The 15836-nt window shown below is 63.0% G+C and carries 11 protein-coding genes; 3 read left to right on the top strand and 8 right to left on the bottom strand.

Translation table 11 applies throughout. The annotated features are described in order from the left end of the window. The first annotated feature begins 5 nt into the window (after nt 1-5). Nucleotides 6-887 carry a 3-hydroxyisobutyrate dehydrogenase gene (gene mmsB, locus EJ079_RS22505; protein WP_127810215.1) on the top strand — a complete coding sequence of 294 codons (882 nt, stop codon included), beginning with the start codon at nt 6-8 and terminating at the stop codon, nt 885-887. Nucleotides 888-1215: 328 nt separating this feature from the next. Here the strand turns inward: mmsB and EJ079_RS22500 are convergent, their stop codons facing one another. The 8 genes from EJ079_RS22500 to EJ079_RS22465 form a co-directional block, all read right to left on the bottom strand. Beyond that, on the bottom strand, nt 1216-3651 hold the full coding sequence (locus EJ079_RS22500) for an FAD-dependent oxidoreductase (RefSeq protein ID WP_127810214.1): 2436 nt from the start codon (nt 3649-3651) through the stop codon (nt 1216-1218). Between the two features lie 193 nt (nt 3652-3844). Next, nucleotides 3845-4489, bottom strand: coding sequence for a cytochrome c oxidase assembly factor Coa1 family protein (locus tag EJ079_RS22495; protein ID WP_127810213.1), 645 nt, complete (start codon nt 4487-4489; stop codon nt 3845-3847). Between the two features lie 81 nt (nt 4490-4570). Then, nucleotides 4571-4936 carry a hypothetical protein gene (locus EJ079_RS22490; RefSeq protein WP_127330251.1) on the bottom strand — a complete coding sequence of 122 codons (366 nt, stop codon included), beginning with the start codon at nt 4934-4936 and terminating at the stop codon, nt 4571-4573. Between the two features lie 133 nt (nt 4937-5069). Beyond that, the gene (locus tag EJ079_RS22485) at nt 5070-6449 is read right to left on the bottom strand and encodes an aspartate aminotransferase family protein (protein WP_127268234.1); all 1380 of its coding nucleotides are present in this window, start codon (nt 6447-6449) and stop codon (nt 5070-5072) included. Between the two features lie 47 nt (nt 6450-6496). Continuing rightward, nucleotides 6497-6637 (bottom strand): capsid protein, encoded by a 141-nt coding sequence (locus EJ079_RS22480; protein WP_127268233.1) that lies wholly within the window; start codon nt 6635-6637, stop codon nt 6497-6499. Between the two features lie 68 nt (nt 6638-6705). After that, the gene (locus EJ079_RS22475; RefSeq protein WP_127810212.1) at nt 6706-8778 is read right to left on the bottom strand and encodes a prolyl oligopeptidase family protein; all 2073 of its coding nucleotides are present in this window, start codon (nt 8776-8778) and stop codon (nt 6706-6708) included. Nucleotides 8779-8846: 68 nt separating this feature from the next. Next, nucleotides 8847-10019: an MFS transporter gene (locus EJ079_RS22470; RefSeq protein WP_127810211.1), complete on the bottom strand. Its 1173-nt coding sequence runs from the start codon at nt 10017-10019 to the stop codon at nt 8847-8849. A 180-nt stretch (nt 10020-10199) separates the two neighbouring features. Continuing rightward, nucleotides 10200-11375 carry an MFS transporter gene (locus EJ079_RS22465; protein WP_127268230.1) on the bottom strand — a complete coding sequence of 392 codons (1176 nt, stop codon included), beginning with the start codon at nt 11373-11375 and terminating at the stop codon, nt 10200-10202. A 254-nt stretch (nt 11376-11629) separates the two neighbouring features. Between EJ079_RS22465 and EJ079_RS22460 the strand changes: the two genes are divergently transcribed. Next, nucleotides 11630-13207 (top strand): trimethylamine methyltransferase family protein, encoded by a 1578-nt coding sequence (locus tag EJ079_RS22460; protein ID WP_127810210.1) that lies wholly within the window; start codon nt 11630-11632, stop codon nt 13205-13207. A gap of 58 nt (nt 13208-13265) precedes the next feature. Further along, nucleotides 13266-15836, top strand: a complete 2571-nt coding sequence (locus EJ079_RS22455; protein WP_127810209.1) for an FAD-dependent oxidoreductase — start codon at nt 13266-13268, stop codon at nt 15834-15836.

Below are 15836 nucleotides of genomic sequence, written 5' to 3'. Positions count from 1 at the left end.
CCACTATGACGATCGCCTTCATCGGCCTAGGGAACATGGGCAATCCGATGGCCGCCAACCTGGTCAAGGCGGGGCATGCGGTGAATGGTTTCGACCTTGTGCCGGAGAACCTCAACGTCGCCAAAGAACAAGGCGTGACGATCATGGCGAATGCCTTGGCCGCGGTGAAGGATGCCGACGTGGTGATCACCATGTTGCCTGCGGGCAAGCATGTGCTGTCGGTCTATGAGGACATAGCGCCCAAGGCGAAAAAGGGCGCACTATTCATCGATTCCTCGACCATCGACGTCGAGTCAGCCCGCAAGGCCCATGCCGTCGCCAGGAAGCACGGGCTGTCGTCGATCGATGCACCGGTCTCGGGCGGCACTGGCGGTGCCGCGGCCGGCACGCTGACCTTCATGGCCGGAGGCTCCGATGACGCCTTTGCAACTGCCGAGCCGATCCTGAAGCCGATGGCCGGTCGCATCGTCCATTGCGGCGGCGATGGCGCCGGCCAGGCGGCAAAGATCTGCAACAACATGATCCTCGGCATTTCGATGATCGGTGTCGCCGAAGCCTTCGTGCTGGCGGAAAAGCTCGGCCTGTCACACCAGGCGCTGTTCGACGTCGCCTCGACCTCGTCCGGCCAGTGCTGGTCCTTGACCACCTACTGCCCGGTGCCCGGGCCGGTGCCGACTTCGCCCGCAAACAGGGACTACAACCCAGGATTTGCAGCGGCGCTGATGCTGAAAGACCTGAAATTGTCCCAGGAAGCCGCACAAGGTGCGGGTGCTGTAACGCCGCTTGGCGCCGAAGCAGCCCAGCTCTATGCCTTGTTCAACGCCCAGGGACATGGCGGGGTCGATTTCTCCGGCATAATTAATTTTCTCAGGGGTAACCCAGCGTAACCCCCGGATTTGCCGGATTTTTCCGGTTTCCTTGGGTAAAAAAGTGCAAATTTAGATTTGCTTAAGCTCTCGATAACTCCGCGGTAACGATGTCCCTATAAAACGGACTGCGAGGCGGACATATCTCATCCGCCCGGTGCTCCGGATCAGGTCTCGCGTACCGGAGCCCGTAAGTTTCGACAAGTGCCATAAGTTTCGCAAAGTGTTTGCGTAGCGAAGCGCCATGCGTATCTGGCAAAGCCGCGTTCCTGATGGAGCGCGGTTTTTGCATTTTGCCCTGCAGCACGTTTTGAGACATCGATAACCCGGAACTGTACTCCGGGATGCCTCACATGCGCCCGCGGGCGCCTTCCGGATCATAGGGCGAGTCGGCGATCACCTTGGCCGCGCGGCGCTCGCCGAGGATGGACACCTCGAGTTCGGTGCCGGGCGACACAAGTGCCAGGGGCAACAGCGCAAGTGCGATGTCGTGACCGAAAGTGTAGGAGTAGCCCGCCGAGGTGATGTGGCCGACGAGCTCGCCTTCGCGGTAGACGCCCTCGAAGGCGAACGCGCTCGCACCTTCGGTATCGATCGACAGCGTGGCGATCCGGCGTGTCACCTGCTTCTGTTTTGCGACCAGTGCGGCGCGGCCGATGAAGTCCCCTTTGTCGAGGCTGATGAATCGGTCGAGGCCGCTTTCCCAGGCTGACAATTCGGGGTTCATGTCGCGATACATGGCGCGGTAGGATTTATCGAGACGAAGCGATTCCAGCGCTTGAAGTCCGGCCAGCCTCAGCCCGTGTGCCTCTCCCGATGCCAGGAGCGCATCCAGCAAATGCCGCTGATAGCAGAGAGGATGATAGAGTTCCCATCCCAGTTCGCCCGAATAGTTGACGCGCAGGAGCCGTACGTCGCTGGCCATGCCGACGGTGCCGGACTGCACGCTGAACCATGGAAAGGCTTCATTGGAGAGGTCGATCTCCGTCAGCGGCTGCAATATGTCGCGCGCCTTCGGCCCAACCACCGTGAAGCTGCCGCGATCCTCCGTGACGTTGCGCAGATGCACGCTGCCGTCTTTCGGCAACAGCCGGCTGAGATCGTCAAGGTTCCAGCGCTCTGCGCGCGGCGTCGATATGAGATAGAACAGGTCGCTGTGCAGCCGCGCCACCACATACTCGGCCTGCACGCCGCCGGCTGGCGTCAGGTGATGGGCAAGACCGACACGACCGGAACGCGGCAGTCTGTTGGCCAGGATTCCGTCGAGCCAGTCCTTGGCGCCCGGCCCGCCGACCTCGAACTTGGTCATGGGAGTCATCTCGACCAGCCCAGCGGCCTGGCGGACAGCCTGAACCTCCGCGGCGACGTGGTTCCCTTTGGGGGTCCAGCGCCAGCTGTAGACATTGCGCGCTTCGACACCGGCAGGCGCAAACCAGCTCGGCATCTCCCAGCCGTTCAACACATCCCACACCGCGCCGAGCTGGCTTAGGTGATCATAGGACGGGGCCGTTTTCTGCGGTCGCGCCGCCGGCATGTCCTGGCCAGGATAGTGCTGTGCGGCGTGGGTGCCCCAGGCTTCCCGGACCTTTGCCCGGGTCCAGTTTTTGTTTGCATAGTGGCCGAACCGACGGGGATCCAGCTCCGCCGTGTCGATGCTGTTGCCACCCTCCACGATCCGTTCGGAGAGGTAATAGCCAATCGCACCACCCCAAAGGATGCCTCCCGGCACCCCTTCGGCGAGCCAGACATTCTCCAGGCCCCACGCCTGCCCCATCAGCGGCAGTTCATCGGCCGTCATCTGGAAAGGTCCTCGCACATTCCGCTTGATGCTGGCGCGTCCGAGCGCGGGGACCAGTTCGGTCGCGCGTTCCCAGTTCCAGGACACGGCATCGAAATCCTCATCGAGCAGATCGGCGCCGAACCATTCCGGGACGCCGTTTTCAGCGAACAGCTTGAGCTGCTCGGTGCGCTCATAGGGACCGAACATCAGCCCGTCGCCTTCTTCGCGCAGATAGCCCTCGTAACCCTCGTCCCTGAGGATCGGCATTTCCGGAAGACCAAGCCGCTTGCGTTCCACAATTTCGGGAACCGCCTCGGTGATCCAGTACTGATGCAGGATCGGGATCGCGGGAATGTCCAGGCCAAGCATGGCGCCGGTCTGGCGGGCGTAATTGCCTGTTGCAAGGATGACATGTTCACAGACGATCTCGCCGCGTGAGGTCTTGACCCTCCACTCGCCGCTCGGCATGCGTTCGAAGCCCACAACCTCGGTATCGAGATGGATCTTCGCGCCAAGGTCGCGTGCACCCTTGGCCATGGCCTGGGTGACATCGGCGGGTGCGATGTGGCCGTCATCGGGATGATAAAGGGCACCCAGCATGCTGTTGTTGTCGAGCAGCGGCCAGATTTCTCGCGCTTCCGTGGGCGATACGATCCGGGCCCGCACACCCTGGACCTCGGCGACGTCCATGTAGCTTCTGTACTCGTCCAGCCTGTCGCGCGTGTTGGCAATGCGCAGCTGGCCGCATTTGTGCCAGCCGACGTTCTGGCCCGTCTCCGCCTCCAGCCCCTCATAGATTTCGATCGACCTGGCGATCATGCGGCCGACATTGCGGCTGCGCGCGTAAGAAGGGATGAGCCCCGCGGCATGCCATGTCGACCCGGCCGTAAGCTGCGTTCGCTCCAGCAATGCCACATCGGTCCAGCCGCGCTTTGCCAGGCCGTAGAGAATGCCGGCACCCACACAGCCGCCACCAACCACGACCGCACGAAAGGAACTCACCATATGCGCGTGCCCTTGTATGAAATTGCCACCGGTCCACATGAACGCATGCGCATACTGTCAGACAGCATCCGGCTTTTCAGCATATTTCCTTGTCTGGAACGCAGCAGTGGTCACCCGCTTGTTGGGCCACAAAGCCGGCCGAACTGTCAGCCTTCGCGCCCGCGTTTAGGCTGCTTTTTTGCGTTTTGCCCCGCTATATTCCGATTGCAGCATTCGGGATCGGGACATGATCTTCGTTGATCAGCACGATCGGCGCATCGGTTCCCTCGACCCTGACCACCAGCAGGCGCAGGCTCCATGTGCCGGCTGTCCGGACAGCGGTCGAATAGGCCGTGCCCTTGCCGTTGGCGCCGTGGACCGGAATGCCGAACTGGGCATCGCCGGCCCCATTTGCATTGACGTTGAGATGGCCGCCGACCCAGAAACTGTCGGTCAAATCATCACCCAACGCCGCCTTGACGCGGTCGTCGGCGCGAAGCCTGTCCATCGTCATGTGGTAGGCATCGCTGCCTTTCAGGACGTAGGGAATGCTGCCGACCACCGTCGCGCAGCCGCCAATCCCGACCACCCAGACGGCAAGGCCGGCGATTGCCCAGTTGCGTTGCGTCTTGCGAAACTGTTCCGCGTCGCGCCAGGCGCGGTTCTGCCAGGCCCAGCGGCTGCCGCGTGCGCCCAGCACGATGATCATGATGATGTTGACGACAGGGATCAGCGCCAGTAACGCGATGAAAGTGCTGTTGCCGATGCCCCAGATCCAGTTGAGGAAGAAAGCGCCCCAGTTCCAGCGGTCGAGTTCGGCTGGAATTTCAGCCGGCTGGTTGAGCGGTTGTCCGGCCATCGTGTCCCCCATCGGTGACGTACCGACTGATTCTAGCGCATGAGCCCGTCAATGCGCAAAATCAAAGTTCTGCAACTTCTGTCAGGTCTTGTTGGACAGCCGGCGAAAATTCGCTTTCACGGCACGGCTTGCCGGCTTCAGCGCGGCGCTGATCGAGCGCTCCGTCGCGACCCCGTTGAACAGCGACGGCGTGCGGCCGGAAAAGATTTCCGGCCAAAACCGCGATGCCGATTGCAGGAAGGACATTTGCGCCGCAAACACGCCTTCGGCCATAGCGGCGGTCTTCTCGTTTACCGCACGCGCGGTCTCCGTGCTCCAAGGCTGGCTGCTCCCGCCATCCATGGCCATCAACGGCAGCCGCATCATCGCCACCAGCGGCGCCAGCATCAGGTCGCCGCCGATGATGGCCGCTTCTTGCGTCCGTCGGCTCTTGCCGGTCTTTCTCATGGAAACAAAACCCCTTGTCGCGGCCGAATCAGCCGCAGCCCCACACCTTACGCTCTAGAGGTAGAATCGTTTCCTAGTCACAGCATGTTCTCGAGGCCGGGCGCTCCTAGAACGCCCGGTCGAGGGTTCTATTCTACCGCTTGCGCAGGTCGGCTTGCGCCAGATCCAACGCCTTCGAGATGCGATCGCAGGCCATATCGATCGTATCACGGGTCCAGATCAACGGCGGCGACAGGATCATCGTGTCACCGGTAGCGCGCAGCATCATGCCGTGCGCGATGGCATGATCGCGCACGGTTACCGCCGCACTTCCAGCCGGCAGGAACCGCTCCTTGGTCGCCTTGTCCTTGACGATCTCGATTGCGCCCATCAGTCCGATCGAACGCACCTCGCCGACCAGATCATGTCCGGCAATGCGCTCCTGCAAGGCCTTGGCGAAATAAGGGCCGGTGTCGTTCCGGACGCGGTCGACCAGCCCTTCGCGTTCGATGATCTCGAGGTTCTTCAGCGCCACGGCGCAGGCCACCGGGTGGCCGGAATAGGTGTAGCCGTGATTGAACTCGCCGCCCTTCTCGACCAGCGTCGAGGCGATGCGGTCGCCGACCAGCAATGCCGACAGCGGTTGATAGCCCGAGGTCAGAGCCTTGGCGGTGGTGATCGTATCGGGCTCGATACCGAGCGTCTGGGCAGCGAACCACTCGCCGGTGCGGCCATAGCCGGTGATGACCTCGTCCAGCATCAGCAGGACATCGTATTTGCGGCAGATGCGCTGCACTTCCGGCCAGTAGCTCGCCGGCGGTATCTTCACGCCACCGGCCCCCATGACCGGCTCGCCGATAAAGGCGGCAACCTTGTCGGCGCCGGCTTCGAGGATCGCCTCCTCGACAGCCCCGGCCGCGCGCAGGCCGAAATCATGGTCGCTCTCTCCCGGCAGCGCCAGTTCATAGGCGTAGGGCATCATAACATGGACGATGTTGGGCACCGCACCGTTGAGCTGCTTGTGCATACCATCCATGCCGCCGAGCGAGGTGCCGGCAACGGTCGAGCCGTGATAGGCCATCTTGCGCGAGATGATGCGGTTCTTCTCCGGCTGGCCTTCCAGCACCCAATAGTGGCGCACGAGACGCAGTGCCGTGTCATTGGCCTCCGAGCCCGACGAACCATAGAACACCTGGTTGACGTGCTTCGGCGCGATCTCCGCCAACTTCTTGGACAGCAGCACCGGCGTCGGCGTCGAGCATTTGAAGAAGGAGTTGTAATAAGGCAGTTCCTTCATCTGGGCATAGGCGGCCTCGGCCAGCTCGTCACGGCCATAGCCGATGTTGACGCACCACAGCCCGGCCATGCCATCGAGGATTTCAGCCCCCTCGGAATCGTAGATGAAAGGGCCATTGGCATGGGTGATGATGCGCGACCCGGCCCCGCGCATTTCCTTATGGTCGGTGAACGGATGCAGATGATGCGCGGCGTCGATCTGCTGAAGCTGCTTCAGCGAATAATTCTGATAGGTCATGTCTGATCTTCCCTCTGGATTCTATCCGGCAAGCCGGGGCGAATGCTTCAGAGGCAGAGCGGTGGCGAATAGCCGATGCGGGCGCACAGCCGCAAAAGCTCGGCGCGCAGCGTACGCGGTGACGGCGTCACCGCGACCCGCAATGCGCGAGCCTCAAATGCGCCAACCAACATCCTGACGAGAGCCATGGCTGGCACCTTAGAGCAAAGGCTCGTCGAGGAGAACCACCCTTTGCTTGGACCATAACGGAATGAGTCTAGGCCTTGGCTGTCAGCGCCCTCTGCAGGAAGACATATTTCATCGCCGTCTGCGCCGCCTGCGGCCGGCGGTCGCCACGCCCGCCATGACCACCCTCGGTCTCCTCGAAGAACAGCGTCCTGGCATGGCCGGCTTCCTGCAGGCGGGCGGCCATCTTGCGCGCATGGCCGGGATGGACCCGATCGTCAGCGGTCGATGTGGTCAGGAGCACAGGCGGATAGGCGGCAGCGGCGTCGACATGCTGGTAGGGCGAGTAGGCTGAAAGCCACTTCGCGTCTTCGGGTTTCGACGGATCGCCATATTCGGCGATCCACGAGGCGCCAGGCGGCAATTCGGCGTAACGCAGCATGTCGAGCAGCGGCACCTCGATGATGACGGCGCCGAATAGCTCGGGATGCTGCGTCAAGGAAACGCCGGTCAGCAAGCCGCCATTCGAACCACCCTGGATGCCGAGTGAGCTTGCTGTCGCGATGCCGCGCTTGACGACGTCCTGCGCGACCGCTGCGAAATCATCGAATCCGTTTTGGCGATTGCCCTTGAGCGCCGCTTGATGCCAGGCCGGGCCGAACTCGCCGCCGCCGCGGATGCAGGCCTGCACATAGGCATTGCCCTTTTCCAGCCATAGCCTCCCGCGCACGCCGGCATAGCCGGGCAGCAGCGGCACTTCGAAACCGCCATAGCCGTAAAGCAGCGTCGGCACCGGCCCCTTCTGATCGCGCCGCCTGACGACAAAATAAGGGATCATCGTGCCGTCCTTGGAGCGCGCCTCGAACTGTTCCGAGATGAGCGGCGAGGCATCGAAACGCGCCGGCTGCGACTTCACGGTAGCGAGCGTCTCGCCATTGTCGTCAGACCAGATGATCGAACTCGGGGTCAGGAAATCGGTGAAGGAAAAGGACACGCTCGAGCCGAACTGCTCGGCATGGCTGATGCCGACATTGCCATTTTCGGGCAGCGCCACCGGTTTCAGCGACCAGTTGCCATCCTTGCGCTCGCAGACGACGACCTTGCCGCGCACATTGTCCATCAGGCTGATGAACAGCCGGTCCTGCGTGCGGGCCATGCCGGCGATGGACACGCGATATGCCGGCTCGAACAAGGTTTCGACAGATCCGAGCGCGCCGGTCTCGACCCAGTGCGCCAGATCCAGCGAATAGAGGCCGTCGGGCTTGCAAACCGTGCCGTCGGGCGCCGTCCATGGACTGCGCACGCCGAACACGAGCTGATCCCTGAATATTGCCGTATCGGTCATGTCGTCCGGTAGCGGCAGCTGTTTGTTTTCGCCGGAAGGCAGCCGAAGGAAGATGTGCGAAGCGAAGAAATTCAGCGTTCGAGCCAGGACCACATAGCGTCTGTCACCGTCGTACTCGACAGCGGCACCAACGGCGAGATCCTCTTTCTGCGCCTCGAAGAACGGCGTCGCGTCTTCCAGGTTGGTACCGCGCTTCCACAGTTTTATGACTCGCGGATAGCCGGACTCGGTCTTGTCGGCCTCGTCGAAAGCGGCCGAAACGATGACGGTGTCCTTGTCCAGCCAGCTGAAGCCCGACTTGGAAGCGGGCGCACGAAACCCGCCCTCGACAAAGGACTTGGTCGCGATGTCGAATTCGCGCATCTCGCTGGCGTCGCCGCCATCCGGCGACATACTCACCAGGCAACGGTTGAAGTCCGGATAGAGTCGGCTTGCGCCGCCAAAAACCCATTTTATCCCCTCCTTCGCCGCAAGCTGGTCGAAGTCGATGATCGTTTCCCAGTCGGGCTTCTCGGTCTTGTAGGAAGCGACGGTCGTGCGGCGCCAGAGGCCGAGCACATTGGTCTTGTCCTGCCAGAAATTGTAGACATGGCCGGCTTTTGCCGCGCCGACCGCGATGTTGTCCTCGGCCGTCATCAGGTCGAGCGCGGTCTGGAACGACGCCTGATAGGACGGATCGCCCTGCAATTCGCCAACCGTGACCTCGTTCTGGCGATGTACCCAGTCCAATGACTGTTTGGCTGTCCTGTCCTCCAGCCAGAGGAAGGGATCGTTGGTCGAGGGGGTGGAATTCGGCGTCTGGGTGGCAGGCTTGGTCATCAGGTCTCCGATAAACGCGTTGCTTTGAAAAAGCCAACGCCGATAGGCCGTATCGATATTAACTATGCTCAGCGCACAATTGAGGCTTTCCGCCCACCAGCGAGGCTAGCAATAGCCAGCGCCAGGCACATCAAGCCAAGCGTGATCGGCAGACCTCTCGCGCCCATAACATCCATGGCGCCGCCCGCCAGCGGCGGCACGGCGATGCCGCCGACGCCCCACATCAAGGAAAAGGCCGCATTGCCGGCAACCAGTGCGGAACCGGTGAAGCGTTCGCCGAGCTCGATGATGGACATCGTGTAAATGCCGTAGGAAACCGCGCCCCAGACAAAGATCATCGGCCAGATCAGCGGCGACTCGATGAGAAGCGGAAGCAGGACGCAGCCGAGCACCGTGATCGCGACGCAGGCAAGCCGCACCAGGCGCGCGGAAAGCCTTTCTGCCAAAAGGCCGAGCGGCACCTGCATGGCGATATTGCCTGCAATCATCGCCGACAGCAGCGCCGACATGCGGGTCTCGGTGATGCCGTGATGGGTGCCATAGACAGGCAGCAACGCCAGCGCGCCCTGTTCGAAGCCGGCGGCGACTATGACGGCAAACAAAAGCAGCCACGCCAGCGGCATGAAACCCAGGACGGAAATCTGATGCCCGGTCTCGTCGACCCTGGGCAAGCGCGGCAGCACCAAGCCCAGGCAGATGCCGCACAGCACGAAGGCGGAGATGCCGACGAGGAAGGGCGGCCAGCCCTCGGTGCCGACTGCAAGCAGGCATAGCGGCCCGGCCGCGAAACCGGCCGAGATGATCGTCGAATAGACACCCATGACGCGCCCTCGCCGCGCCGGCGGCGCCAGCGCGATGACCCAGATCTCGCTCAGCACATAGAGCGGGTTGGTCACCACACCGATCAGGAAGCGCAGGGGAAACCACAGATAGACATTCTGCGTCCAGCCGATCAGCGCCAGCACGACAGCCGAAAGCGCCGCACAGGTAAGCGCTGTGCGCCCTGCCCCGAACCGGCGGGCCAGCGCCGGGATCAATGGCGACGACAGGATGAAACCAATCGGCGTCATGGCCGCCGACAGGCCGATCATCGCCGGCGAAACGCCCTGGCGCTGCAGGATGAAGCTCAGCAGCGGATAGGACAACCCTTGCGCGATGGCGAACACCGAGACGGTCGCGATCACACCGGTGATCGCCGCCCATTGCATCGTCTCGTCCTCGTTCGATTCAACCAAATTCATTGTGCGCACCGCTATCGAGGCTGCAGGATTAGCGATTGAGCAACGCGGTGGTAAGCCCCTGGCAGGCGAAAACCGCTTGCTCCAGACAATGCCTGTCAGGAGGTTGGGCCTGTCAGGAAGTTGGGCCTGTCAGGAAGTTGGGCCTGTCAGGAAGTTGGGCCGGTCAGGAGGTTGAGCTCGTCAGGAAGCTCGGCGCACGGACGACCGATACAGCGCGAACATCACCAGCACCGCGTCGAGGCCGGCGATCACGACCGGCAGCCCGAGCGGGCCGATGCCTTGCATGAGCACGCCGGCACCGGGTGGGCCGACGATGCCACCGACGCCCCACATCAGTGCAAAGGCAGCGTTGCCGGCGACCAGCACAGAGCCCTTGAACCGGCTGCCGAGTTCGACCAATGCCATGGTGTAGACGCCGTAACCGACCGCGCCCATCACCAGCAGCACGACCCAGATCAACGGCGTTGTGATCAGCAAAGGCAGCAAAAGCGCGCAAACGGTTGTTGCCAGCGCGCAGACGATGATCATGGCGCGGCCGCCAAAACGCTCCGCCAGAAGGCCGAGTGGTATCTGCAGCAGGATGTTGCCGAGGGAAAGCGCCATCACCAGCGAGGCCAGAACGGCTTCCGCCAGGCCATAGCTGGCGCCGAAGACCGGGACCAGCGCATAAGTGCTCTGCTGAACCGCCGCCGAGACAAGCACGGCAAGCAGCAGCGCAGGCGCCACCTTGGCAAAGCCGACAAGGCCGCTGGCAGGCTGGTCGTCATCCTCGAACCCGGTCAGCTTAGACGAGACCGCGTGCAGGATCACCGCGCAGAGCGCGAAACCGGCGACGCCGACCATGAAGGGCGCCCAGCCCGACGTACCGAGCAGGGTCAGCGCGAATGGTCCGGCGGCGTAGCCGGCGCCCATCAGCGTGTTGAACACGCCCATCACCCTGCCGCGCCGCGATGGCGGCGCCAGCGACAGTGCCCACACCTCGCCGAGGATGTAGAGCGGGTTGATGACGACGCCGATGATGAAGCGGATGACGAACCAGGCCACCCAGTCCTGCAGATAGCCGATACCCAGGAAGCAGAGCGCGCCGATCAGCGAGCAGCCGACCGCCAGATTGCGTGCACCGACAAGCCGCACAGCCGCGGGCACGAAAGAAGCCGAAAGGATCAGCCCGAGCGGCATCATCGCCGCCGACAAGCCGATCAGCGCTGGCGACATGCCTTGTTTCTGCATCAGCAGCGTGAACAGCGGCGAACTCAACCCCTGCGCCGCGCCGAACATCGCAAGTGCCGCGGTGACGCCGGCAAGCGCTGCCCACTGCGTTCCTGCTTCGCCTTCGTTCGAGCCGGTCGCAACCATGCTGCCATCCATGTGAATTGCTGGCCATCCGGCCGGCAAGCCCGAGTAGCTATCGGTTCGATCCAGGCAAAGGAAGGGCCGCCCGGCGAAATCCGCTTGCGCCAACGAGGCGGCGGGATCAGGCCGATGTCGTGGCCGCGCAACTGCCGTTCCGGCATGTCGCTTCCCTCGCCCTAGTGGTCGCCGCCTCCGCAATGGCTGGACAGCCGCCGGTCCATTATGCCGCCCGCTATCGCATCCTACGAGGACCATTCATGACCGCCGCCCTACAACCCTCAGAACCGGCATTGGCCACCGACCGCGCCCGTCGCGGCGGCCGCGCCGGAAAGCGCGCCGGCGGCTCGGCCGCGTTCGAGCAGCCGGCTTTCCGCCAGCTGAAAAACCCGCTGACGCCGACTAGGCTGGTCTCCGACGACGAGCTGGAATCGATCCACCTCGCCTCCCTGCGCGTGCTCAGGGAAATCGGCGTCGACGTGCTGCATGACGAGGCCCGCAGCATCATGAAGGCGCATGGCGCCGATGTGCGCGACGGCAGCGAGCGGGTGCGTTTCGACAGCGACATGATCCTCGAACTGGTGTCGCACTGCCCGTCGGAGTTCACCATCCATGCCCGCAATCCAGCGCACAATGTGCGCTTTGGCGGCAACAATGTGATCATCTCGATGATGGCGTCGGCGCCCAATTGCTCCGACATCGATCGCGGCCGCCGGCCCGGCAACCAGCAGGACTACCGCAATTTCTTAAAGCTCGCGCAGATGCACAACATCCTGAACTGCACGGGCGGCTACCCGGTCGAGCCGACCGATATCCATCCGTCCGTCCGCCACCTCGAATGCATCCGCGATCTCAGCGTGCTCACCGACAAGGTGTTCCACATCTATTCGCTCGGCAAGGAACGCAATGTCGACGGCATCGAGATCGCCAGGATCGCGCGCGGCATCAGCCACGAGCAGATGCTGGAAGAGCCGTCCGTCTTCACCATCATCAACACGAATTCGCCGCTCAAGCTCGACGTGCCGATGATGGAAGGCATCATCCAGATGTCGAGCAAGGGCCAGGTCGTCGTCGTGACGCCGTTCACCCTGTCGGGCGCCATGGCGCCTGTCACCATCGCCGGCGCACTGGTGCAGCAGAACGCCGAGGCGCTTGCCGGCATCGCCTTCGCCCAGATGGTGCGCAAGGGCGCACCCGTCGGCTATGGCGGCTTCACCTCCAATGTCGACATGAAGTCCGGTTCGCCGGCGTTCGGCACGCCGGAATACATGAAGGCGCAGCTCGTCGGCGGCCAGCTTGCCCGCCGCTACAACATTCCCTACCGCACCTCCAACACCTGCGCCGCCAACACGGTCGACGCGCAGGCGGCTTATGAAAGCGTGTTCTCGCTGTGGGGCGCCATCCAGGGCGGCGGCAATCTGATGATGCATGCCGCCGGCTGGCTCGAAGGCGGCCTGCGCTGCTCCTACGAGAAGACCATTTTGGACATCGACCTGCTGCAGATGGTGGCCGAATTCCTGACCCCACTCGATCTTTCCGACGAGGCACTCGGCTTCGACGCCATCCAGTCGGTCGGTCCCGGCGGCCATTTCTTCGGCACCCAGCACACGCAGGACCGCTACAAGACCGCCTTCTACTCGCCGATCCTGTCCGACTGGCGCAATTACGAGACCTGGGCGGAAGCCGGCTCGCCGACGGCGCTCGAAAAGGCCAACAAGGTCTGGAAGGAGCGGCTGGCGTCCTATGAGGAGCCTTACATGGACCCGGCCATCCGCGAGGAACTCAACGCCTTCGTCGCCAAGCGCCGGTCCGAAGGCGGCGCGCCGACCGATTTTTGATCGGCTCCCCGCCGACCACCCCATCTGATTCAGTTTACGCAAAAACGGACCTATCTTGATGAAATCTCACGTAAAAGCGGTTGTCATCGGCGGCGGCGTCGTCGGCTGCTCGGTTCTCTACCACCTGGCCAAGGCCGGCTGGACCGACATCATGCTGATCGAGCGCTCGGAGCTCACCTCCGGCTCGTCCTGGCACGCGGCGGGCGGCTTCCACACGCTGAACGGCGACCCCAACGTCGCCAAGCTGCAGGCCTATACGGTGCAGCTCTACAAGGAGATCGAGGAGATATCCGGCCAGTCCTGCTCGCTGCATTTGACCGGCGGCGTGATGATGGCCGACACGCCCGAGCGCATGGACTTCCTGCGCCTTGCCCATGCCAAGGGCCGCTATCTCGGCATGGACACCGAGCTGATCACCCCCTCCGAGGCCAAGGCGATGTTCCCGCTGATGGACGAGACCAATTTCGTCGGCGCCATGTGGGACCCGGTCGAAGGCCATCTCGACCCGTCCGGCACCACCATCGCCTACTCCAAGGCGGCGAAAAAACTCGGCGCCGAGATCGTGCTGCGCAACCGCGTCGTGGAACTGACACAGGAGGTCGACGGCACCTGGAACGTCGTCACCGAACAAGGCACGGTGAAGGCCGAGCATGTCGTCAATTGCGGCGGCCTGTGGGCGCGCGAGATCGGCCGCATGGTCGGCGTCGAACTGCCGGTGCTGGCCATGGAGCACATGTATCTGCTGACCGAGCCGATGCCGGAGGTCGAGGAATTCAACAAGTCGACGGGCCGCGAGATGATCGGCGTGCTCGACTTCAAGGGCGAGATCTACACCCGCCAGGAGCGCAACGGCATCCTGCTCGGCACCTATGAAAAAGCCTGCAAGCCGTGGTCGCCGGTCAACACGCCGTGGGATTTCGGCCATGAATTGCTGCCGCCGGACCTCGATCGCATCGCGCCGTCGCTGGAAATCGGCTTCAAGCATTTCCCCGGCATCGAGAAAGCCGGCATCAAGCAGATCATCAACGGCCCCTTCACCTTCGCGCTCGACGGCAACCCGCTGGTCGGCCCGGTGCAGGGCCTGACCAATTTCTGGTGCGCCTGCGCCGTCATGGCCGGCTTCAGCCAGGGCGGCGGCGTCGGCCTCGCACTGTCGAACTGGATGGTGCATGGCGATCCCGGCTTCGACGTCTGGGGCATGGATGTCACCCGCTTCGGCGAATGGGCCGGCCTGCGCTACACCAACGCCAAGGTGCGCGAAAACTATTCGCGCCGCTTCTCCATCCGCTTCCCCAATGAGGAACTCCCGGCAGCACGCCCGGCGCAGACGACACCGCTCTACGACACGATGCTGGCCAACAATGCCGTCATGGGCGACAGCTGGGGACTTGAGACGCCGCTCTGGTTCGCACCTGAAGGCAAGGAACCCAGGGATATCGTCTCCTTCCACCGCTCCAACGATTTTGGGCCGATCGGCGAGGAAGTGCGCGCCACGCGTGAGCGTGTCGGTGTCACCGAGATCGCCAATTTTGCCAAATACGAAGTCTCGGGACCCGCAGCCGAGGATTTCCTCAACCGGCTGATGACCAACCGCATGCCGAAGACCCGCCGCATCGTGCTGACGCCGATGCTCAACGAATTCGGCAAGCTGATTGGCGACTTCACCATCGCCAAGGCGGCAGAAGACCGCTTCATGATCTGGGGTTCCTCGGCGGCGCAGAAATACCACATGCGCTGGTTCGAGAAGCATCTACCGAAGGACGGAACGGTGCGCATCCACCGCTTCGACCAGACGCTGGTCGGCCTGTCGATCGCAGGGCCGAAGTCACGTGACTTGCTGCAGAAATTGGTCGATGTCGATGTCTCGACAAAAGCCTTCCGCTTCATGGATTTCCGCGAGATGGCGGTTGGCGGGGCGCCTTGCATGGTCAACCGCATCACCTACACCGGCGACCTCGGCTATGAAATCTGGATGGCACCGGCCTACGAGCGCCTGGTTTACAAAGCGATCAAGGACGCAGGCGAGGAATTCGGCCTTGTCGATTTCGGCATGCGCGCGCTGCTCTCCATGCGCCTCGAAAAGAATTTTCCGACCTGGTTCCGCGAGTTGCGGCCGATCTATGGACCGTTCGAAGGCGCGATGGACCGCTTCATCAAGCTCGAGAAGAACGACTTCATCGGCCGCGAGGCCGCTGCCAAGGAACAGGCCGAGGGGCCAAAGCTGCGCCGCGTCTCCTTCATCGTCGATGCCACCGACGCCGATGTCATGGGCGATGAGCCGATCTGGGCCAAGGTCAGCAAGGACTATGGCACGGTTGAAAAGCCGCATGGTTATGGCGCGCCCCGCTTCGACGAGGGCGGCAAGGAAATACGTGGCTCCAAGGCTACCGAAGGCGCTTCCGCCGTGCGGGGTATCGTCGACGGTGACTGGCGCGTGGTCGGCTGGGTCACGTCAGGCGGCTATGCGCATTATGTGCAGAAGTCGATGGCGCAGGGCTACGTCCCCGCAGCGCTTGCCGAGGACGAAAGTGCCGGGCTGTTCGAGATCGAGATCCTCGGTCACCGGCGCCCGGCCCGCATCAATGTCGAAGCGCCCTTCGATCCGAGCGGCGAGAAGATGCGGACCTGA

Origin of the sequence: Mesorhizobium sp. M7A.F.Ce.TU.012.03.2.1 (assembly GCF_004006095.1) — a bacterium.
In the GTDB taxonomy this organism is placed as follows: Bacteria; Pseudomonadota; Alphaproteobacteria; order Rhizobiales; family Rhizobiaceae; genus Mesorhizobium.
Note: the sequence above shows the minus strand (reverse complement) of the source record. Positions and strands in the feature narration are given on the sequence as shown.